The following is a 20,309-nucleotide window of genomic DNA, read 5'->3' on the forward strand; positions in this document are numbered from 1 at the left end:
CTGATCAACTCGTGGCGCCGCGCAATTCGACTTCAAATACCAGCGGTGTGAAGGGCGCGATCAAGTCCCCGGCGCCATCGGCGCCGTAAGCCTGATCCGATGGAATCACCAGTCGCCATTTCGCCCCCACCGGCATGTTTTGCAGGGCGGTGCGCCAACCGGCAATCACACTGTCGAGGTTGAACCATTGCGGCTGACTGTTCTGATCGAACACGGTGCCGTCCGGCAAGCGACCGATATACAGCACCTGCACTTTTCCATCGGGTCCGGCCTTGGTGCCCGTGCCAGGTGCAAGCTCGGTAAGCAGGATGCCGTCAGCCAGTTCCTTTACTCCCGGTTTGGCTTTTTCCGCAGTGAGGAACCGTTGTTCGTTTTCCATCGCGGCATCGCTCGAAGGCTGCGCGTTGTGTTCGGCATTTTGCGATTCGTGATCGGCCAGAATCTGTTCGATCCGCGCTTCGCTCAGGGCCAGCGGCTTGCCTTGATAAGCCTGCTGCAAGCCATCAATCAGTGCCTGAATCTGCAGTTGCGGGACTTCCTGACGCAACCGTTCACCGAGGCTTGCACCCAGGCTGTAGGCAAGATCATGAGCGTCGTTCGTGGTGGTTTTTTCGTCGGCGTGGGCGCTGGAAAAAACCATGCAGAGGGATAAAAAAAGGTAGCGCGACATGGGCACTCTCCGTCCTGAGATGCGGTGGATTATGCCAGCGCGAACGTCTGCAACGGTGAACTGCTTTTGACTGCGGGCAGAACATTTTCAACTCGGTGCAACCCAAGGCTATTGATACTGTCAAGATGACCTAGCGGCGGTAGCAGCAGAGGTCTAGTATGAGCCGCACTCACGTCAGCCAGGAGGTAAACCATGTCGGCCACCAAGAAGCCTGTAAATACTCCGTTGCACTTACTCCAACAACTCTCGGGCAGCTTGCTCGAGCATTTGGAAAACGCTTGCTCGCAAGCCTTGGCTGATGCTGAAAAACTGCTCGCCAAACTCGAAAAGCAACGCGGCAAGGCGCAAGAAAAACTGCACAAATCCCGCACCAAATTGCAGGACGCAGCTGCCGCCGGCAAAGCCAAGGCGCAGACCAAAGCCAAAGGCGCAGTCAAAGAACTGGAAGAGCTGCTTGATGCCTTGAAGGATCGCCAGTCCGATACCCGCAGCTACATTCTGCAACTCAAGCGCGATGCCCAGGAAAGCCTGAAACTGGCCCAGGGTGTGGGCCGTGTGCAAGAAGCCGTGGGCAAGGTGTTGACTTCCCGTGCGGCCAAGCCTGCATCGGCACCGGCGAAGAAAGCCGCAGCCAAACCCGCTGTTGCCAAAGCTCCGGCTAAAACGACTGCCGCAAAACCGGCTGCAAAAGCCCCGGTAAAAGCCCCGGTAAAAGCTGCGGCAAAAACCGCTGCAAAACCTGCGGCGAAAAAACCAGCTTCGACGACCGCAGCGAAACCGGCCGCGCGCAGAACTGCTGCTGCCAAACCAGCCGCGACCAAAGCTGCTCCAGCGAAAACCGCAGCGGCAAAACCGGCTGCCCGGACTGCCGTAAAGCCTGCCGCTAGAACTGCCGCAGCAAAACCTGCAGCCAAGTCTGCCGCCAAACCTGTTGCTGCTAAACCAGCAGCAACACCAGCGGCTAAAGTTGCCGCGAAACCGGCAGCCAAGCCAGCTGCTAAACCAGCAGTGAAAGCCGCCGCCAAACCGGCAGCCAAGCCAGCCGCGAAACCAGCTACCGCCACTAAGCCGGCAACTGCCGCTGCTAAAACTGCTGCCAAGCCGGCCGCAAAACCTGCCGCAAAAAAACCAGTGGCCGCCAAGCCAGCCGCCAAACCGGCGATTGCTCCAGCTGCCAAGCCAGCCACACCAGCTACGCCAACTGCACCTGCCGCCGCCACTGCCTCGACCACTTCGACTGCGCCATCGCCAGCCGCTGCGTCGAGCACCAGCAGCAACCCGACCAGCGCTTCCTAAGTGCTGATTGCCGCGACGCGCAGCACTTGCAGCGCGTCGCGGTTCAGGTTGGCCGCCGAGCCAGCCAGCGCCTCCAGCCAGCCGATTGACCCAGCTCCGCTGCGCCCCCACACCTGAGCAATGCCCTCCAGCCGCGACAGCAACGTACGCTCGGCTTCCAGCTCCAGCGCTTTGACTTGTTCGCGCATGCCTTTCAACACTCCATCATCCAAAGCCCGCGCTTTCCATTGCATGCGCAGGGTTCGCAGCGGCTGCACAACCTCGATATCCCAAGGCCCGGTCAGCGCCTGAAGCTGTCCCGCACGCTGTTCATCACAGCTCGCGCCGCGTTGCTCCAGCCAAATACCGCACAGCAACAGGCACACATTGACCCCCTCCGTTTGCAGTTGCAGACAAGCGTCTTCCACGCCCGGACGGGCGTAGGTGGCAAGGGAAAAGCTCCACAGGTCAGAGGACATCGTGCTACTCGCGCTAGTTGTGAGCGAAGCTGGTAGACTCCGCCGCCATTATGATCCGACTTCAGAACCTGACTTTACAGCGTGGCCCGCAACGTCTGCTAGAAGACGCCGAGCTGACCCTGCACGCCGGCCACAAAGCTGGCCTCATCGGTGCCAACGGCGCCGGCAAATCCAGCCTGTTTGCCTTGCTGCGTGGCGAATTGCACCCGGACTCGGGCGATTGCCTGCTGCCGGCCGACTGGCGGATCGCGCACATGCGTCAGGAGGTCGACACGCTCGAGCGCCTGGCAGTCGACTATGTGCTCGATGGCGACCTGCGTCTACGCGAGGTGCAACGTGACCTCGCCGTGGCCGAAGAGGCGCACGACGGCGTTGCCCTGGCGCGTCTGCATGTCGAACTCGACAGCGCCGACGGCTACACCGCCGACGCCCGCGCCCGCAAGTTGCTGGCCGGTCTGGGCTTCACCAACGAACAGATGGATCGACAGGTCGGAGATTTCTCCGGTGGCTGGCGGATGCGTCTGAATCTGGCGCAGGCATTGATGTGCCCGTCGGATCTGTTGCTGCTCGACGAACCGACCAACCACCTGGACCTCGACGCCATCATCTGGCTCGAGGACTGGCTGAAAAGTTACGCCGGCACCTTGCTGCTGATTTCCCACGACCGCGATTTCCTCGACGAAGTCGTCGATCATGTGGCCCATGTGGATCAGCGCAAGATCACCCTGTATCGCGGCGGCTACACCGCGTTCGAACGTGCCCGTGCCGAACGTCTGGCCCAGCAGCAACAGGCCTACGAGAAGCAGCAGGCGCAGCGTGCGCACATGGAAAGCTACATCGCCCGCTTCAAGGCGCAAGCGACCAAGGCCCGTCAGGCACAAAGCCGTATCAAGGCACTGGAACGCATGGAAGAGCTGTCGGCGGCCCACGTTGATTCGCCGTTCGACTTCGTGTTCCGCGAGTCGACCAAGATCTCCAGCACGCTGATCGATCTGTCCGATGCGAACCTGGGCTACGGCGACCGAGCCGTGCTTGAGAAGGTCAAGTTGCAACTGACCCCCGGCGCGCGGATCGGTTTGCTCGGCCCTAACGGCGCGGGTAAATCGACACTGATCAAGAACCTCGCCGGCGAGCTCGAACCGCTGTCCGGGCGCCTGACCCGTGGCGAGAACACCGTGGTCGGTTACTTCGCCCAGCATCAACTCGACTCGCTGGACGCCAAGGCCAGCCCGTTGCTGCACTTGCAGCGTCTGGCGCCCACTGAGCGTGAGCAGGCGTTGCGCGACTTCCTCGGCGGTTTCGACTTCCGTGGTGCGCGGCTCGATGAGCCTGTACTGAATTTCTCCGGTGGCGAGAAGGCGCGTCTGGCCCTGGCGCTGATCGCCTGGGAGCGGCCGAACCTGTTGCTGCTCGATGAACCGACCAACCACCTCGACCTGGAAATGCGCCTGGCGCTGACCATGGCGCTGCAGGAATTCAGCGGCGCGGTGCTGGTGGTGTCTCACGATCGGCACTTGCTCAAGAGCACCACCGACAACTTCTACCTGGTGGCCGATGGCAAGGTTGAAGAGTTCGATGGCGATCTCGAAGACTATGCCCGTTGGCTGGTGGAATACCGTCAGCGCAATGCGCCAGTCAGTAACACCCCGGTGAACCCGGACAAGACTGACAAGAAAGCCCAGCGTCAGGCTGCGGCTGCGTTGCGTCAGCAACTGGCGCCGCACAAGCGCGAGGCCGACAAGCTCGAAGCCGAATTGGGCAAGCTCCACGAGAAACTGGCCAAGGTTGACGCCAGCCTCGGCGACAGCGACATCTACGAGCCGGCGCGCAAGAACGAATTGCGTGATCTGCTGGCCGAGCAAGCGAAATTGAAAGTGCGCGAAGGCGAGCTGGAAGAGGCGTGGATGGAAGCGCTGGAGACGCTGGAAAGCATGCAGGCGGAGCTGGAGGCGCTGTCCTGATGGACGCGTTCAAGCTGCCGCTGCCGGCGATGTGGGTCGAGCCGATCTGGCTCGGCGTGCAGATTCTGCTCATCCTGCTGGCCGGTTACCTGGCCCAGCGCTTCGTGGCCAAATGTCTGACCCGTCTGGGCGAACGCTATCCGTTTCCGCCGCAACTGCTGATGCCACTGCGTGGCGTGTTGCGCTGGCTGATCATGGGCAGTGCAGTGATCTTTGTTCTGCAACGCCTCGGCGTGTCGGCCACCGTGCTGTGGACGGCGTTGTCGGGTTTCGTTGCAGTGGCGGCGGTGGCGTTTTTCGCCATGTGGAGCGTGCTGTCGAACCTGCTCTGCGCGATTCTGATTTTCACCGTTGGCCCGTTTCGGTTGGGCGATGTGGTCGAACTGGTCGACACCACCGACAAGCCTGGGGTCAAAGGCCGGGTGGTGGCGATCAATCTGCTGTACACCACGTTAATCGAGGCTGAGGAGTTGGGCACCGGTAGCGCGATGGTGCAGGTGCCAAACAGCTTGTTCTTCCAGCGTTCGGTGCGACGTTGGCGGGGGACTGATGTGTTTCCTTCGAGCGGATTCGAGAAGTAGCGTTTAAAGCAGGATCCTTTGTTTTGGGTTTTCTGTAGTCTCCTTTTCCTACAAAAAATCGATAGTCAGCGGCGCCAAGTCGCATTAGCTTAGACGTCTGTCACGAGTCAAAGTCGAGGTGTGCGATGGAGCTTGAAACATGGCTGGCATTCTTTGCCGCCTGCTGGTTGATCAGTATTACGCCCGGTGCGGGTGCTATCGCATCAATGTCCAGTGGTCTGCAATACGGTTTCTGGCGTGGTTACTGGAACGCGCTGGGGTTGCAATTGGGGCTGGCCCTGCAAATCGCGATTGTCGGCGCCGGTGTCGGCGCGATCCTCGCGGCTTCCGCTACCGCCTTCTATGCAATCAAATGGTTCGGCGTCGCCTATCTCGTCTACCTGGGGATCAAGCAATGGCGCGCGCTGCCCAGCGACATGAGTGATGACGCGGCCATTCGCCCGATTGGCAAGCCGTTGGTTCTGGTCTTCCGTGGTTTCCTGGTCAACATGAGCAACCCCAAAGCACTGGTGTTCATGCTGGCGGTGCTTCCGCAGTTCATCAATCCCCACGCGCCGCTGCTCATCCAGTATCTGGTGATCGGCGCGACGATGGTGTTTGTCGACCTGATTGTCATGGCCGGCTACACCGGTCTGGCGTCCAAGGTCTTGCGGCTGTTGCGCACGCCCAAGCAGCAAAAGCGCATGAACCGCACGTTTGCCGGCTTGTTCATTGGCGCCGCAGCGTTCATGGCGACGTTGCGCAAAGCGGCGGTCTAAACCGCAAGACACAAAAAAGGCGACCCCAAGAGGTCGCCTTTTTTATTGCTCTGCCTGGCACTGACTTGCGGCGAGGGGTAAATCCTCTCGCCACAGGTCATCCCATGGATCAGCGCAAAATCACCGGCGCCGTATCGCGCGGCAGATTGTTGCGCTGCTGCGCCTCGCGCGGCTGCTCGTAACCACCGCCACCGAGCTGTTGGCTCAGTTGCCCGGCCACGTCTTCACCCAGCGCCTTCGACACCTCGCGCACCACCCGTGGGCGATTCAGCGAGATCTTGATGTCGCGGCCGTTCACCAGTTTGGTGTCCTGCGCTTCACCCATCGCCGTGAAGGCCGAAGTGATTTCGAAGGTCTTGGTGTTGATCAGGCTGAAATCCGCCACCAACGTCAAGCCCAGTACTGCCGAATAGCTGTCGGTGTGCGCCAGCTCGTTCATGTCCTCTGTGAAGTCGATATCGGACACAGTGCCGAACAGCACATAGTCGGCACCCTTGAAGTTGCCGGCCTTGATCCGCTTGATCACGTCGTAAATGTCACCCTTGGACGACGCGGTGTACGGCGTGCCCTGCACCAGCTGGAACATGCCGGTACGCAGGATTTCACCCTTGATGTCGCCGGTGAACTTGCGCAGCTCGGTTTGCTCGATGTAGCTGGTGGTGGCTTCGATCTCGTTATAGCTCGAAGAACCACTGGAACTGTAGTAACCCTCACGATAATTGCTCTGCGCCGAAACGATGTGGATGTATTGCTCCACACGCTCCTGATACGCCAGATCCGTCACCGCGACTTTCGGGGCCGCTTGCGCGCCAAACGCGCAAGCCAGGGCCATCATGCCAATCCATGTGCGCATCGATTAACGCTCCGTGGTTTTGCGGATCTCTTTTTCGTCCATCCACTCGGCCAGACCGCTTTCAACGTCGATCAATTGCAGGCTGAATTTGTAGAAGACGTCTTTGTAATCGCTGCTGCGCTTGACGATGGAGCTGATCGAGCCTTCGATGCGGTACTTGGCAGCCACCATGTTGCCGGTCTTGGCCACGGTGCTCTTCTTGTACAGACCGCTCTGGTTTTGCAGCTTGAGCTGGTCAACCTGGCTCTGCATCGCGTTGTTGTCGCTGGCGAAGCGGGCAACGCCGGTCTTCATCAGCTGGGTCTTGATGCTGGTGGTGATTTCGCGGGTATCGATGTACTCGCTGGTCTTGTTCTTCACGTCGTAGACCTGAACCACCGGACGACCCTGCAGAATGCCGGACTGGGCCAGCGAGCGGGTCATCGACTCGGCGATCATCTGCAGGTCGGTCGAACCGAATTCGTTGGTGACGGTTTCAACAGCCTTGGTGTCGCCGTAGCTGATGTTCTTGCTGCCCAGGGTCGGCGAGGTGTTGGCGCAACCGGAGGCCAGCAGGGCGATAACGGCGATGCAGGAAAAGCGTACAAACATGTCAGTGCTCTCTAAAACAGGAATAGGGTGGCGGGCTTAAGGCGTCTTGATTTCCAGACGGAAGTCCACGGCTTTAGGCGTTGGGGCGATCGCCTGAATGAAGCTGGTCTGGGCGCCGTACATCATTTGGCTTTTCCAGACTTCTTCTTCAGCAACCGGGAAACCTTCCGCGCCGAGCCAGGCGAAGCGGTAGTAGAAAATCTTGTTGCTGTTGAGGGTGTTGCTCAACTGCACGTTGACGGTCATGAAGCCGTTTTCGCGGGCGACGCGCATGGCGCCGACCACGATGTGTTTCTGCGGGCCCATGGCCACGACTTTGCTCGCGGCGCTGCCCGGCTCTGGAGGTGGCGGGGTGGCGCAGCCGCTGGCCAGCAAGGCGAGGGCGGCGACGGCGATGAGTTTGAAGCGCATGCAAAGACTCCGTTCTTAAGGTTGTTTGAGGCTGGCGACGTTGGTCGCACTGGCGCTCGGGATCACGTGGGCGGCGAGACCGCCAGCGAACACCTGATTGCCTACGGCGCGCAGACTGATCACCTGATAACGCTGATCGACGGTGACCTTGACCACCGACCCGCCCAGGGCGCTCGGCAGAGTGACTTGGTGCTCACCTTTCTTCAAGCGCAGACGCACCACTTGGGTGTTGTCCGGCAGGGTGCGCCACGTACGGGTATCGGCACCTTCGAGCACGGCTGAAGAAATACCTACTGCCAGACCGGCCAGTGGGTTGGTTTCGTTGATCTGCTTCTGCGCGACACCTTTGGTGATTGCGCGCACGGTGGTGCGCAGGATGATGCCGGGCATGTCATCACGTAGGGCACGACGGGACATGGCGGTGGTGCTGTTGAGTGCAGTCAGGTTGACTTGCTGGCCATCGACACCGATCTGCGCGAACGGCGCGGTAGAGGTATCTGCTTTGATGATCGGGAACGACAGCGGTGTGATCACCACGTTGTTGGAGATCGGCAATGGCAGTGGCACGCGGATCGAATCGCGTGCCGGCGCCAGACCGCTTTGCACCACGATCAGGATGTCGCTGTCATCGCTCTTGCTCGGCTTGTCGAGATTGACCAGTGCCTGTTCCAGCAGCGGCGTGTTCGGGCGCAGTTCGACAGCCTTGCGGTAGCCCGGCGCAGCCAGGTCTTTTTCACCCAGCGCTTCGTAAACGAAACCGGCCAGATAATGGCTGAACGCACTCTGGTAGCTGTTTTTCAGACTGACCACTTCCGGTGCGTCGAGGCTGGCGACCGGGTAGCCTTGCAGATCCTTGTACTGAGTCTTGATCCCTTCTTTCTCGGCCTCTTCCTCGCTTTTGAGGTATTCCTTGTCGCGCAGGTCGGCGATCACCGCTTCACGTTCGTGGGTCTTCTTGATCGCAGTGCGAGCGCCGTCGAAGTCGTTGACCGCCAGCAGGTTCAGGGCCATCTGTGTGGTCAGCATGACTTTTTCATAGTCGTAGCCTTCGTAGCGGCGGACCTTGTCGTTGACCACGAAGCTGCCGAACTGGGCGAGGTATTTGCCGGTATCGAGCTTGACCGAATCTTCCCACTGGCCGACGACCTTATCAGCGCTGGTCCAGGCATTCTGGCTGCCGGACAGATCGCCCTTGGCGCGCAGCAACTCACCTTTCTCGAAGTAATAGAGCAGGTCTTTGTCGGGGCTGGTGTTGTTCTTTTCCAGCAGGGTCAGCGCGGCGTCGACATTGCCGGAAGCCAGTTGCTGGTTAGTCTGTGCCAGTTCGGAATCGTAGTTGCGAAACGCCGAACAGCCGGACAGCAGAGTGACGGCGCTGAGGGCGATCAGAGTAGGGGCGCGGAATGCCATGGGGTACTTCTTCCATGAGTAACGACAGCCTCGTGTGCGGGTCGGGCTGGTGGGACCGATCGACAGTGGCACTGGCCTCCTGCCAATTCCTCATAACCAGAGGAGCTTTTATGCCGCTTCGCCATAGCGAGGGCGCGGCATTATAGGCGTCCGGTGGTGGCTATGTAATAGCTTTTTAATAGCGCGAGTTAGTTATGTGCCATTACTTGGCTGGCGCATAGCCGTTACCGATAAGGTTGGCTATGTCGCTCAGGGCTCGCATATAGACCAACTGATGATCGCGGTCGATGCGCCAAGTGACCGGTGCTGCCCCCGGGACATTCGGGGCGCTGAACAGATGATCGCCTTTTTTCAGACGGACGCGCGCGACCAGTGTCTTGTCCGGCAGGGTGCGCCAGGTTCGGGTGTCGGCCTCTTCGAAAGGATCGTGCTGGGTGACCACCAGCGAGGCTTTGGCCGGATTGCGTTCGTTTTCCTGAGCCTGGGATATCGCGGCCATGTTCGCGCGAAACATCGCCCGGGAAATGATCGCCGGCATGTCGTCGCGTAACGTACGAAAAGCCATGTCGGTGACACTGTTGACGACGGTCAGCGGTCGTTTACGGCCATCCACTACGATGTGGTCGAATGCGGGTGTGACGGTGTCGGGCACCATGATCGGGAGGGCGATCGGCGCGACAATCACCAGGTTTTCATTGAGCCGTACCGGGATCGGCACACTCACCGAACTGCGGGCCGGTGCCAGACCGCTCTGGACGACGATCAGGACATCACTTTCATCCGCTTTGGCTGGAGACTTGTCGAGATCGCGCAACGCCTGCCGAAGAAAGGCCAGGTCTGGGCGCAATTCGATCGCCTGCCGATAGCCCGGCGCGGCCAGGCCCCGTTCGCCCAGCGCCTCATACGCGAACCCGGCCAGATAGTGGCTGAAAGCGCTCTGGTAACCGTTTTTCAATTCGATCACCGCCGGGGCATCCAGGGTAGTCACCGGATAGCCTTGCAGATCCTTGTATTGCACCTTGATGCCTTGAGCGCCGGCCTGCGCTTCGAGTTCTTCGTACTGGCGCTCCCGCTGACGGGCAATCAGCGCTTCACGTTCGTGGGTTTTCTTGATGTCGGCCCGGGCGCCGTCGAAATCACTCTCGGCCAATTGGTTGAGGGCCATCTGCGTGGTCAGCATGACCTTTTCGTAGTCGTAGCCTTCGTAGCGACTCAGCTTGTCGTTGACCAGCATGGTGCCCATCTCATAGGCGAACCGGTTGAGCAGTTTGCTGGCACCGGAGGGCACGGCCTCTTCGCGCTGAAAGACCCTTTGGTCGGCGCTGCGCCAAGCGGTCTGGCTCTGCGGCAGCACGTTGGCGAAGCTCAGGATCGCGCCTTTTTCGAAGTAATAGAGCAGATCCTTGTCTTCCCACGGGTTGTTCCAGTTCAGCAGATCCAGCGCGCCCTGAAAGTTGCCCCGCATCAACTGGTCATTGGTCTGCTGCATTTCCTGGTCGTAATTGCGGTAAGCGGCGCATCCACTGAGGTGCAGGACGGCGATTAGTAGCGCTGAAGACAGCAGATATCGACGCATGGGCAGCGGTTCTTCCTTGAGCTCAAAGGGCGTAGCGAGTCGGCATTATAGGGATGGGTGTTGCTGTTGAGCAGAGGTCAGGGGCGCGCAAATCTGCGAGAAAGCTTGAGTGAATCGGTTTCGAAGTGAACAATATGTAACTTCGTATTTCCATTTGAGAATCATTCATGACTGCCTCGTCCCGCTTCCTGGCCTGGCTGGTGTTCCCGTTGTTAGCCCTGAGCAGCTTCAACCTGCTTGCCGACACCGTGGAAGGCGCGCCGCAAGCGCTGCACCTGCTTGATTACATCAGCGCTGACTACCCGCCAACGGTAGCAGCGGGCAAAGTCATGGATGACTCCGAATACCGCGAACAGCTGGAATTCACCCAAGCGCTGCAAGGCTTGATCGCCAACCTCCCGGCCAAACCCGAGAAAGCTGCGCTGGAGCAAGGCGTCGATGCATTGCATGCAGCCATCAGTGCCAAGCAGGACGGCGCCGAAGTGGCCCGTCAGGCACGGCAACTGGGGGCGAAACTGGCGGTGGCGTATGAAGTGAGCCAGGCGCCGATCATCACCCCGGACCCAACCCGTGGTGCGCCGCTCTATGCGCAGAATTGCTCGGTGTGCCACGGCGACACAGGTGCCGGTGACGGTCCGGCAGGTGTCGGGCTGACGCCGGCGCCCGCCAATCTGCGGGATGCTGTGCGCATGGATCACCTGAGCCTGTACGCGATCTACAGCACTCTGGGCCAAGGCGTCGAAGGCACCGACATGCCGGCGTTTGCCGATCAGCTCGATGATCGCCAGCGTTGGGATCTGGCCACTTACATCGCCGGGTTCAGTGCCGATGCAGCGGCGGCCAAATCCGAAAAGAGTTACAACATCGCTGATCTGGCGCGCCAGACACCGACCGAAGTGCAGGCCGCCGAAGGCGCGCAAGCCGCCGCGACCTTCCGCGCTCAGCGTGCGCAGCCGCCGCAGGTCAAACGTGGCCCGGCGCAGTTGCTCGGCTACACCGCTGCGACGCTGGACAAGAGCCTCGCGGCCTACCGCGCGGGTGAGCACGATCAGGCCTACGACCTGTCGGTGGCGGCGTATCTGGAAGGTTTCGAACTGGTCGAGAGTTCGCTGGATAACGTCGACGCCAACGTACGCAAGGACACCGAAAAATCCCTGATGGCCTATCGGCAGTCGTTGCAGGATGGCTTGCCGGTCGCGCAGGCCGAGCAGCGTCTGGACGCCGCCAAGGCGAAGCTGAAAGAGTCTGCCGGGTTGCTCGGCAGCGATGGTTTGAGCTGGTCGCTGAGCTACATCTCCGGCCTGCTTATTCTGCTGCGCGAAGGTCTTGAAGCGATTCTGGTGCTGGCAGCGATCCTCGCCTTCCTGCGCAACACCGGTCAGCAGTCGGCCGTGCGCAGCGTCAACGTCGGTTGGGGTTTGGCGTTGCTAGCCGGTCTCGGTACCTGGGCGCTGGCGGCGTACGTGATCGACGTCAGCGGCTCGCAGCGCGAATTGCTCGAAGGCGCCACGGCACTGTTCGCCAGCGTTATGGTGCTGTGGCTCGGCGTGTGGATGCACGACCGCCGGCACGCGGCAGCCTGGCAGGATTACATCAAGAGCAGTCTGGTCGGCGGTGGCGGGCGATTCGGCTTTGCAATCCTGGCGTTCTTCTCGGTGTATCGCGAGCTGTTCGAAGTGATCCTGTTCTACGAAACCCTCTGGCTGCAGGCTGGCCCCGCCGGGCATGACGCGGTGTTGGCGGGCGGTGCGACTGCGCTGGTGCTGCTGGTCGGACTTGCATGGGTGATCTTGCGCGGTTCGGCGAAACTGCCGCTGACGCTGTTCTTCAGCATCAACGCCGCGCTGCTGTGTGCGCTGTCGGTGGTGTTTGCCGGGCATGGTGTCAAGGCGCTGCAGGAGGCCGGGATCTTCGGTACACGGCCAGTGCCGTTTTTCGATTTCGATTGGCTGGGGATTCACGCCGATGCGTATTCGCTGGCGGCGCAGGCGGTGGCGATTCTGGCGATTGTTGTGTTGTATGGGCGTAGTTGGGTGGCGGAGAAGAAGCGGGTTTCTGCTGCTTGATTGTGTGATCCTGAAAAGATCGCAGCCTGCGGCAGCTCCTACAGGGGATTGAGGTGATCACACTATTTGTGACCAACCGAAAACCCTGTAAGAGCTGCGCAGGCTGCGATCTTTTGCTTTGAAGAGGTAAACAAAATGCGTGTATGGATCGATGCCGACGCCTGTCCGCGGGCGGCGAAGGATCTGGTGGTGAAGTTTGCCCTCAAGCGACAGTACGAAGTGGTGCTGGTGGCCGGACAGCCGCAGACCAAGCCGGGGCTGGCTATCGTCAAGTTGATCGTGGTGCCGAGCGGCCCGGATGCGGCGGACGATTATCTGGTCGAACACGCGGTGCCCGGTGAGCTGGTGATATGCAGCGATATCCCGCTGGCCGATCGGTTGGTGAAGAAGGGCGTGGCAGCGCTGGATCCGCGCGGCAAGGAGTTCGACGAGAAGAACATGGGTGACCGGCTGGCGGTGCGCAACCTGTTCACCGATCTGCGCGAACAGGGCCAGATGAGCGGCGGCCCTGCGCCATTCGGCGATCGCGAGAAGCAGGCGTTTGCCAATGCGCTGGACCGCATCCTGACTCGCCTTGCTCGCAAACCCTGACTCTGCACAAATCCAATGTGGGAGCGAGCCTGCTCGCGAAGGCGTTGTATCAGACAACATTGAGTTGATTGACACACCGCGTTCGCGAGCAGGCTCGCTCCCTCATTTGGTTTTTTGTGCTGCTGGGGTATCAGGCGTCGTTCTCGTGGGTCAGTTCGAGCACACGGTCGACCAGTTTGTTGATTCCCGAAGCCGCTTCGCTGATGTTCTGCGCCAGCATGTACGCCGGAGTCGTCACCAGTTTGCGCGCCTTGTCTTCGATGATGTCGGTCACGGCGCAGTCTTCGTGGGTGGCGCCCATCTTGTTCATCGCCGTGGCGGTGTCGGCATCGTTGCCGATGGTGCAGGTTACGCCCGGGCCGTAGATTTTCGCCGCGAGTGCCGGCGAGATGCAGATCAGCCCCACCGGTTTGCCCGCTTCGGCAAATGCTTCAGCCAAGGCCAGCACGTCTGGCTGCACTGTGCAGCCGGCGCCTTCGATAGCGAAATTCGACAGGTTCTTCGCCGCGCCAAAACCGCCGGGCACGATCAGTGCATCGAAGTCTTCGACGTCGGCTTCGCGGATGTCCTTGATGTTGCCGCGAGCAATGCGCGCCGATTCCACCAGCACGTTGCGCGACTCGGGCATTTCTTCGCCAGTGAGGTGATTGATCACATGCAATTGCGAGATGTTCGGGGCGAAACACTGCACCTGCGCGCCGCGTTGATCGAGGCGCAGCAGGGTAATGACGCTTTCATGGATCTCGGCGCCGTCGTAAACGCCACTGCCGGACAGGATCACTGCAACTTTTTTGCTCATGGTTTTCTCTCCAGATTCATAGCGCTAAATGTCCACTAATTTATCGCGGGTTGCCATAGGGTTTATGGGGGGCGACCCCTGGTGTCGGCCTCAAGACTCACGCCGTCCAGGCATCGGACACAGCATGCACAGAGCGCTTTCTACATGGATCGCAACGACGGCGGGGTGTTCATTATTTGGGTCGACTGTTCGGCTCGCGCCAGGAAGAGGGCGACGATGAACTGATGATTTTCGGGGGGAACCACACTGCTGTGCGCAGTGTGGGATGGCGGGCGCCACCCGCCAGCGAGTTACTCGGCTGGCGTCTTGGGGTCGGCGGGATTGTCCAGTTCGACTTGCTGCAACTGCGCGGCTTTTGCGGCTTGCTCGTCGGCGTAGATCTTCCTCGCCAGACGGGCATTCTTGAAGCGGCGACGCAGCCACAGGCCCACGCCCAATACCAGCAGGGCGCCGAGGACCCACAGTTCGTATTTTTTGATGCTGCCGAGCATGCCTTCCAGCACTGCGCCGAAATGGTAAGCCGCAGCCGCCAGCGCGGTGGCCCAGATGGCTGCGCCGATGCCGTTCAGCAGCAGATAACGTCCCGGCGGATAGCCCGACAGGCCGATCGCCACGGGCATCACCGTGCGCAAGCCATACACGAAGCGGAAGCTCAGGACCCAGATGTCAGGATGCTTGCGAATGTGCTCCAGCGCCCGGTCGCCCATCAATTGCCAGCGCGGTTTGCGCGCGAGCAATTTGCGCCCGTGCTTGCGCCCCAGGAAGTACCACAGCTGATCACCGGCATAGCTGCCGCAGAACGCCACGACGACCACAATATTGATGTCCATGTAGCCACGGAACGCGAGGAAGCCCGCGAGCACCAGAATGGTTTCGCCTTCGAAGAACGTCCCGAGAAACAGGGCAAAGTAGCCAAAGTCATGCAGAAATTGTTGGAGCATTGTCTGGGTGCTGGCGAAATGAACGCGCAGCCTAACCCTTCGGACACATTCATGAAAGTGTCCAAATGTGTCTCGACGTGAACTATTCCTGCACTGACAATGGAATGCGGCTACATGTCACGGTGCACGCACAACTGTCATCCGTTCGTCATAATGGCCGTCTATAACTGTCACGCTCGCCCGTTTGCGCGGGCTCAGGAGTCCGCCGTGAGCTTTACCCCCGCCAATCGTCTGTTCCCTGCAACCCGCCTGCGTCGCAACCGTCGTGATGATTTTTCGCGTCGGCTGGTGCGGGAAAATGTGTTGACGGTCGATGACCTGATCCTGCCGGTCTTCGTGCTCGACGGTGAAAACCGCCGCGAAGCCGTGGCGTCGATGCCGGGCGTAGAGCGGCTGACGATTGATCTGCTGCTTGAAGAAGCTGCCAAATGGGTCGAGCTGGGGATCCCGGCGCTGGCCTTGTTCCCGGTGACGCCAGCGGAACTGAAATCTCTCGACGCTGCCGAAGCCTGGAATCCGCAGGGCATTGCCCAGCGTGCAACCCGCGCGCTGCGCGATCGATTCCCCGAGCTGGGCGTGATCACCGACGTCGCCCTCGATCCGTTCACCACCCACGGTCAGGACGGCATCCTCGACGAAGACGGCTATGTGCAGAACGACATCACTGTCGATGCGCTGGTCAGGCAAGCACTGTCCCATGCCGAAGCTGGCGCACAGGTTGTCGCGCCATCGGACATGATGGACGGGCGCATCCAGGCGATTCGTGAAGCGCTGGAAATTGCCGGTCACGTCAACGTGCGCATCATGGCCTACTCGGCCAAGTACGCCAGCGCCTATTACGGCCCGTTCCGCGATGCCGTGGGTTCGGCCGCTAACCTGGGCAAGGCGAACAAGGCCTCCTATCAGATGGACCCGGCCAACAGTGACGAAGCGCTGCACGAAGTCGGTGCGGACTTGTCTGAAGGCGCGGACATGGTCATGGTCAAGCCGGGCATGCCGTACCTGGACATTCTTTTCCGGGTAAAAGATGCCTTCAAGGTGCCGACCTTCGTCTATCAGGTCAGTGGCGAATACGCCATGCACATGGCGGCGATCCAGAATGGCTGGTTGAGCGAAGCGGTGATTCTCGAATCACTGACCGCCTTTAAACGTGCCGGCGCTGATGGCATCCTGACTTACTTTGCCGTCCGCGCCGCTCAATTGTTACGAGAGCAGAAATAGCCCTCCCAGGAACATTCCATGAATACCGAAGGACTCACTGAAGTTGCCGTAAAAGAAGCTCAGCCGGTGGTCGAACAAATCACCGAAACCCCGCCGGAACTGGAGCCAGCGCCACCGGCGCCGGTCACCGAAACCGCTGCGGCGGTGCCGGCGATCGCCATTCCCGGCCTGGATGACAGCAGCCTGTACATCCACCGCGAGCTCTCGCAATTGCAGTTCAACATCCGCGTGCTCGAACAGGCGCTGGACGAGTCCTATCCGTTGCTCGAGCGGCTGAAGTTCCTGCTGATCTTCTCCAGCAACCTCGACGAGTTCTTCGAAATTCGCGTCGCCGGCCTCAAGAAGCAAATAACCTTCGCCCGCGAACAGGCCGGTGCCGATGGCTTGCAGCCGCATCAAGCCTTGGCCCGCATCAGTGAATTGGTGCACGGCCATGTTGATCGCCAATACGCGATCCTCAACGACATTCTTTTGCCGGAGCTTGAAAAGCATCAGGTCCGTTTCATCCGTCGCCGCAACTGGACGACCAAGATCAAGACCTGGGTGCGCCGTTATTTCCGCGACGAGATCGCGCCGATCATCACCCCGATCGGCCTCGACCCGACGCACCCGTTCCCGTTGCTGGTGAACAAGAGCCTGAACTTCATCGTCGAGCTGGAAGGCATCGACGCCTTCGGCCGCGATTCCGGTCTGGCGATCATCCCGGCCCCGCGTTTGCTGCCGCGCATCATCAAAGTGCCGGAAGAAGTCGGCGGCGCTGGCGACAACTATGTGTTCCTCTCGTCGATGATCCACGCTCACGCCGATGACCTGTTCCAAGGCATGAAGGTCAAGGGCTGCTACCAGTTCCGTCTGACTCGAAACGCTGACCTGGCACTCGATTCCGAAGACGTCGAAGACTTGGCCCGTGCGCTGCGTGGTGAGCTGTTCTCGCGTCGTTATGGCGACGCTGTACGTCTGGAAGTGGCCGACACCTGCCCGAAACATCTGTCGGATTACCTGCTCAAGCAGTTCAACCTGAGCGAGACCGAGTTGTATCAGGTCAATGGCCCGGTCAACCTGACGCGTCTGTTCAGCATCACCGGTCTGGACAGCCATCCGGAGCTGCAATACACGCCGTTCACCCCGCAGATTCCGAAACTGCTGCAGAACAGCGAGAACATTTTCAGTGTGGTCAGCAAGCAGGACATCCTGTTGCTGCACCCATTCGAGTCGTTCACCCCGGTGGTCGACCTGCTGCGCCAGGCCGCGAAAGACCCGCACGTTCTGGCTGTGCGCCAGACCCTGTATCGCTCGGGGGCCAACTCGGAAATCGTTGATGCGCTGGTCGATGCCGCGCGTAACGGCAAGGAAGTCACTGCGGTCATCGAGCTGCGTGCGCGGTTCGACGAAGAGTCCAACCTGCAACTGGCCAGCCGTCTGCAAGCGGCCGGTGCGGTGGTGATCTACGGCGTGGTCGGCTTCAAGACCCACGCCAAAATGATGTTGATCCTGCGCCGTGAGCAGGGCGAAATTGTGCGTTACGCGCATTTGGGTACCGGTAACTACCACGCCGGCAACGCCAAGCTCTACACCGACTACAGTCTGCTGACCTCCGACGACGCCTTGTGCGAAGACGTCGGCAAACTGTTCAGCCAGTTGATCGGCATGGGCAAGACGCTGCGCATGAAGAAGCTGCTGCACGCGCCGTTCACCTTGAAGAAGGGCATGCTCGACATGATTGCCCGCGAAACCCAGTTCGCTGTCGAAGGCAAACCGGCGCACATCATTGCCAAGTTCAACTCGCTGACCGACCCGAAGATCATCCGCGCGCTGTACAAGGCCAGCCAGTCCGGTGTGCGCATCGATCTGGTGGTGCGTGGCATGTGCTGCCTGCGTCCGGGTATCGCCGGGGTTTCGCACAACATTCACGTGCGCTCGATCATCGGTCGCTTCCTTGAGCACACCCGAGTGTTCTACTTCCTTAATGGCGGCGAGGAACAGATGTTCCTCTCCAGTGCCGACTGGATGGAGCGCAACCTCGACAAGCGCGTCGAGACTTGCTTCCCGGTGGAAGGCAAGAAGCTGCTGACCCGGGTGAAGAAAGAGCTGGAGCTGTACCTGACCGACAACACCCACAGCTGGAGCCTGCAGTCGGATGGCCGTTACATCCGCAACACGCCAACCGGTAACCAGAACCCGAGAAGCGCGCAGGCGACGTTGCTGGAGCGTTTGGGTAGCCCGATTCTTCCGGTGAGCAGCTGAGAGCTGAAAGTCAAAAGCCCCTCACCCTAGCCCTCTCCCCGGGGGAGAGGGGACTGACCGAGGTGCCTATGGATTTGCACCGACCCGAGATATCGAGTCGAACTCAGGATTGGAAAATCACACAAATTGGCCCCCTCTCCCTCGGGAGAGGGCTGGGGTGAGGGGATGGTTCACCTCTGCCCTCAAGTCGAACCCAATAAAAAAGGCGATCCAGAAGGATCGCCTTTTTTGTGCCCAACCAATACTCAGTGAACCGTTAGAACAATCCCCACCCGCGTCAACCAATCAGCCTCAAGCCCGAAATCCGCCTGGGTCAGCTGATTCTCATCCAGCCAGTTCTGCGGAAATTCCACATCAAGGTTATTGCCATTGGCATGCAGCACCACCTGCGGCATCGCCTGCGTACCACGGATGTGGTGGAACAGGATCGCAAAACGCAGCAGCACGCAGAGGCGGATCAGCTTGTCGCCGTCGGCACCAAAATCGGCAAACTTGTCCTTGGGGATATTGCGGCGATGGCCGCGCACCAAAAGGGCGAGCATCTGCTGGTCTTCACGGGAGAACCCGGCCAGATCAGAGTGCTCGATCAAATAGGCGCCGTGCTTGTGATAGTGGTAGTGGGCGATGTCGAGGCCGACTTCGTGCACTTTCGCAGCCCAGCCCAGCAGTTCACGCCAGATGCCGTCATCCAGCTGCCAGTCCTCGGCAACCTGGTCGAAGGCGTGCAGGGCTTTGCGTTCGACCCGCTCCGCTTGTTCGACATCGACGTGGTAGCGCTCCATCAGTGACGTCAGGGTGCGTTCGCGCACGTCTTCGTGATGATGACGGCCAAGCAGGTCGTAGAGCACGCCTTCACGCAGCGCACCGTCGCAGTGATCCATGCGTTGCAGTTCGAGGGCGTCGAAGATCGCTTCGAGAATCGCCAGGCCTGCCGGGAAAATCGCCCGACGGTCGGGCTTTATGCCATCGAAATCGATTTTGTCGACATCGCCCAGCTTGAACAGTCGGCGTTTGAGCCAGGCCAGGCCTTCGGCATTCACTTCGCCGGTGCCGTGCCCGCCGGCCTTCAGCGCCAGGCCAATGGCACGAATGGTGCCGGAGGAGCCGATGGCTTCATCCCAGGTCAGGCGGTGCAGGGCGTGTTCGATGCTCATGATCTCCAGCCGCGCCGCGGTGTACGCCTGGGCGTAACGGGCCGGGGTGATCTTGCCGTCCTTGAAGTAGCGTTGGGTAAAGCTGACGCAACCCATTTGCAGGCTTTCGCGCAGCAACGGTTCGAAGCGCTGACCGATGATGAATTCGGTACTGCCGCCGCCGATGTCGGCGACCAGACGCTTGCCCGGGGTGTCGGCGAGGGTGTGCGACACACCCAGATAAATCAGGCGCGCTTCTTCGCGGCCGGAGATGACTTCCACCGGATGACCGAGGATTTCTTCGGCGCGATGAATGAATTCGAGGCGGTTGCGCGCTTCACGCAGGGCGTTGGTGCCGACGATCCGCACGGCGCCCAGCGGCATACCGTTGATCAGTTGGGCAAAGCGCTTGAGGCAATCGAGGCCACGTTGCATCGACTCTTCGTTGAGTTGGCGCTGGTCGTCGATGCCGGCGGCCAGTTGCACTTTCTCGCCGAGGCGCTCAAGGATACGGATTTCGCCGTTCTGGGCCTTGGCCACGACCATGTGAAAGCTGTTGGAGCCCAAGTCGATTGCAGCGATCAGGGACAGATTCTTGGCTTTGGATTGCGGCATGGTCAGGGGGTCTCGGTCGATAACCCCGACATCGTGCCACGATCAACGGCTGACGCCAACGCGCACGGTTCAAACCCTTGATCTGACACAGGAATGCGGGTGACCGCTACGCGGTCATTCGCTAGCAGGCTAGC

General features: G+C 60.2%; 18 protein-coding genes and 1 pseudogene. 9 read left to right on the forward strand and 10 right to left on the reverse strand.

Going from position 1 to position 20,309, the window contains the following annotated elements; all coding sequences use genetic code 11:
- Positions 1–4: 4 nt before the first annotated feature.
- The gene (locus tag AB4P92_RS16955) at positions 5–670 is read right to left on the reverse strand and encodes an FKBP-type peptidyl-prolyl cis-trans isomerase (protein WP_115146613.1); all 666 of its coding nucleotides are present in this window, start codon (positions 668–670) and stop codon (positions 5–7) included.
- Positions 671–862: 192 nt separating this feature from the next.
- Between AB4P92_RS16955 and AB4P92_RS16960 the strand changes: the two genes are divergently transcribed.
- Positions 863–1,966, forward strand: coding sequence for an AlgP family protein (locus AB4P92_RS16960; RefSeq protein WP_395597906.1), 1,104 nt, complete (start codon positions 863–865; stop codon positions 1,964–1,966).
- Here AB4P92_RS16960 and AB4P92_RS16965 read toward each other — a convergent pair.
- Positions 1,963–2,424: a TIGR02444 family protein gene (locus AB4P92_RS16965; RefSeq protein ID WP_395597907.1), complete on the reverse strand. Its 462-nt coding sequence runs from the start codon at positions 2,422–2,424 to the stop codon at positions 1,963–1,965. The two genes, AB4P92_RS16960 and AB4P92_RS16965, sit on opposite strands and share 4 nt — an antisense overlap.
- 50 nt (positions 2,425–2,474) lie before the next feature.
- Between AB4P92_RS16965 and AB4P92_RS16970 the strand changes: the two genes are divergently transcribed.
- From AB4P92_RS16970 to AB4P92_RS16980, 3 genes are all read left to right on the forward strand, one after another.
- Positions 2,475–4,385, forward strand: a complete 1,911-nt coding sequence (locus tag AB4P92_RS16970; RefSeq protein WP_042561696.1) for an ATP-binding cassette domain-containing protein — start codon at positions 2,475–2,477, stop codon at positions 4,383–4,385.
- A complete protein-coding gene (locus AB4P92_RS16975; protein WP_042561695.1) occupies positions 4,385–4,966 on the forward strand; it encodes a mechanosensitive ion channel family protein in 582 nt (193 codons plus the stop codon). Before AB4P92_RS16970 ends, AB4P92_RS16975 begins: the two co-directional genes overlap by 1 nt.
- A gap of 125 nt (positions 4,967–5,091) precedes the next feature.
- Entirely contained in the window at positions 5,092–5,724 is a 633-nt protein-coding gene (locus tag AB4P92_RS16980) for a LysE family transporter (RefSeq protein WP_042561694.1), read from the forward strand.
- Between the two features lie 109 nt (positions 5,725–5,833).
- Here the strand turns inward: AB4P92_RS16980 and AB4P92_RS16985 are convergent, their stop codons facing one another.
- From AB4P92_RS16985 to AB4P92_RS17005, 5 genes are all read right to left on the reverse strand, one after another.
- Positions 5,834–6,577, reverse strand: a complete 744-nt coding sequence (locus AB4P92_RS16985; RefSeq protein WP_200612576.1) for a penicillin-binding protein activator LpoB — start codon at positions 6,575–6,577, stop codon at positions 5,834–5,836.
- A gap of 3 nt (positions 6,578–6,580) precedes the next feature.
- Positions 6,581–7,168 (reverse strand): penicillin-binding protein activator LpoB, encoded by a 588-nt coding sequence (gene lpoB / locus AB4P92_RS16990; RefSeq protein ID WP_007911129.1) that lies wholly within the window; start codon positions 7,166–7,168, stop codon positions 6,581–6,583.
- Between the two features lie 36 nt (positions 7,169–7,204).
- On the reverse strand, positions 7,205–7,579 hold the full coding sequence (locus tag AB4P92_RS16995; RefSeq protein WP_042561692.1) for a YcfL family protein: 375 nt from the start codon (positions 7,577–7,579) through the stop codon (positions 7,205–7,207).
- A gap of 15 nt (positions 7,580–7,594) precedes the next feature.
- Entirely contained in the window at positions 7,595–8,989 is a 1,395-nt protein-coding gene (locus AB4P92_RS17000; protein ID WP_395597908.1) for a COG3014 family protein, read from the reverse strand.
- Between the two features lie 202 nt (positions 8,990–9,191).
- Positions 9,192–10,565, reverse strand: a complete 1,374-nt coding sequence (locus AB4P92_RS17005; protein WP_395597909.1) for a COG3014 family protein — start codon at positions 10,563–10,565, stop codon at positions 9,192–9,194.
- A gap of 167 nt (positions 10,566–10,732) precedes the next feature.
- Between AB4P92_RS17005 and AB4P92_RS17010 the strand changes: the two genes are divergently transcribed.
- Positions 10,733–12,631: an FTR1 family protein gene (locus AB4P92_RS17010; protein WP_395597910.1), complete on the forward strand. Its 1,899-nt coding sequence runs from the start codon at positions 10,733–10,735 to the stop codon at positions 12,629–12,631.
- 135 nt (positions 12,632–12,766) lie between these two features.
- The gene (locus AB4P92_RS17015; protein ID WP_042561689.1) at positions 12,767–13,222 is read left to right on the forward strand and encodes a YaiI/YqxD family protein; all 456 of its coding nucleotides are present in this window, start codon (positions 12,767–12,769) and stop codon (positions 13,220–13,222) included.
- A 130-nt stretch (positions 13,223–13,352) separates the two neighbouring features.
- Here the strand turns inward: AB4P92_RS17015 and elbB are convergent, their stop codons facing one another.
- A complete protein-coding gene (elbB, locus tag AB4P92_RS17020) occupies positions 13,353–14,021 on the reverse strand; it encodes an isoprenoid biosynthesis glyoxalase ElbB (protein ID WP_042561688.1) in 669 nt (222 codons plus the stop codon).
- Positions 14,022–14,117: 96 nt separating this feature from the next.
- On the opposite strand from elbB, the pseudogene AB4P92_RS17025 reads away from it, so the two are divergent.
- Positions 14,118–14,257 (forward strand): annotated as a pseudogene (locus tag AB4P92_RS17025) (sterol desaturase family protein); the annotation flags it as partial.
- A 54-nt stretch (positions 14,258–14,311) separates the two neighbouring features.
- Here AB4P92_RS17025 and AB4P92_RS17030 read toward each other — a convergent pair.
- The gene (locus AB4P92_RS17030; RefSeq protein ID WP_042561687.1) at positions 14,312–14,962 is read right to left on the reverse strand and encodes a DedA family protein; all 651 of its coding nucleotides are present in this window, start codon (positions 14,960–14,962) and stop codon (positions 14,312–14,314) included.
- A gap of 207 nt (positions 14,963–15,169) precedes the next feature.
- On the opposite strand from AB4P92_RS17030, the gene hemB reads away from it, so the two are divergent.
- The gene (hemB, locus tag AB4P92_RS17035; RefSeq protein ID WP_042561686.1) at positions 15,170–16,183 is read left to right on the forward strand and encodes a porphobilinogen synthase; all 1,014 of its coding nucleotides are present in this window, start codon (positions 15,170–15,172) and stop codon (positions 16,181–16,183) included.
- A gap of 18 nt (positions 16,184–16,201) precedes the next feature.
- Positions 16,202–18,427, forward strand: coding sequence for a polyphosphate kinase 1 (ppk1, locus tag AB4P92_RS17040; RefSeq protein WP_115146609.1), 2,226 nt, complete (start codon positions 16,202–16,204; stop codon positions 18,425–18,427).
- 245 nt (positions 18,428–18,672) lie between these two features.
- Here ppk1 and ppx read toward each other — a convergent pair whose 3' ends face one another.
- Positions 18,673–20,175: an exopolyphosphatase gene (ppx, locus tag AB4P92_RS17045; protein WP_042561684.1), complete on the reverse strand. Its 1,503-nt coding sequence runs from the start codon at positions 20,173–20,175 to the stop codon at positions 18,673–18,675.
- Positions 20,176–20,309: the final 134 nt, after the last annotated feature.

This window comes from Pseudomonas sp. A0308 (assembly GCF_044218815.1).
GTDB lineage: Bacteria > Pseudomonadota > Gammaproteobacteria > Pseudomonadales > Pseudomonadaceae > Aquipseudomonas > Aquipseudomonas iridis.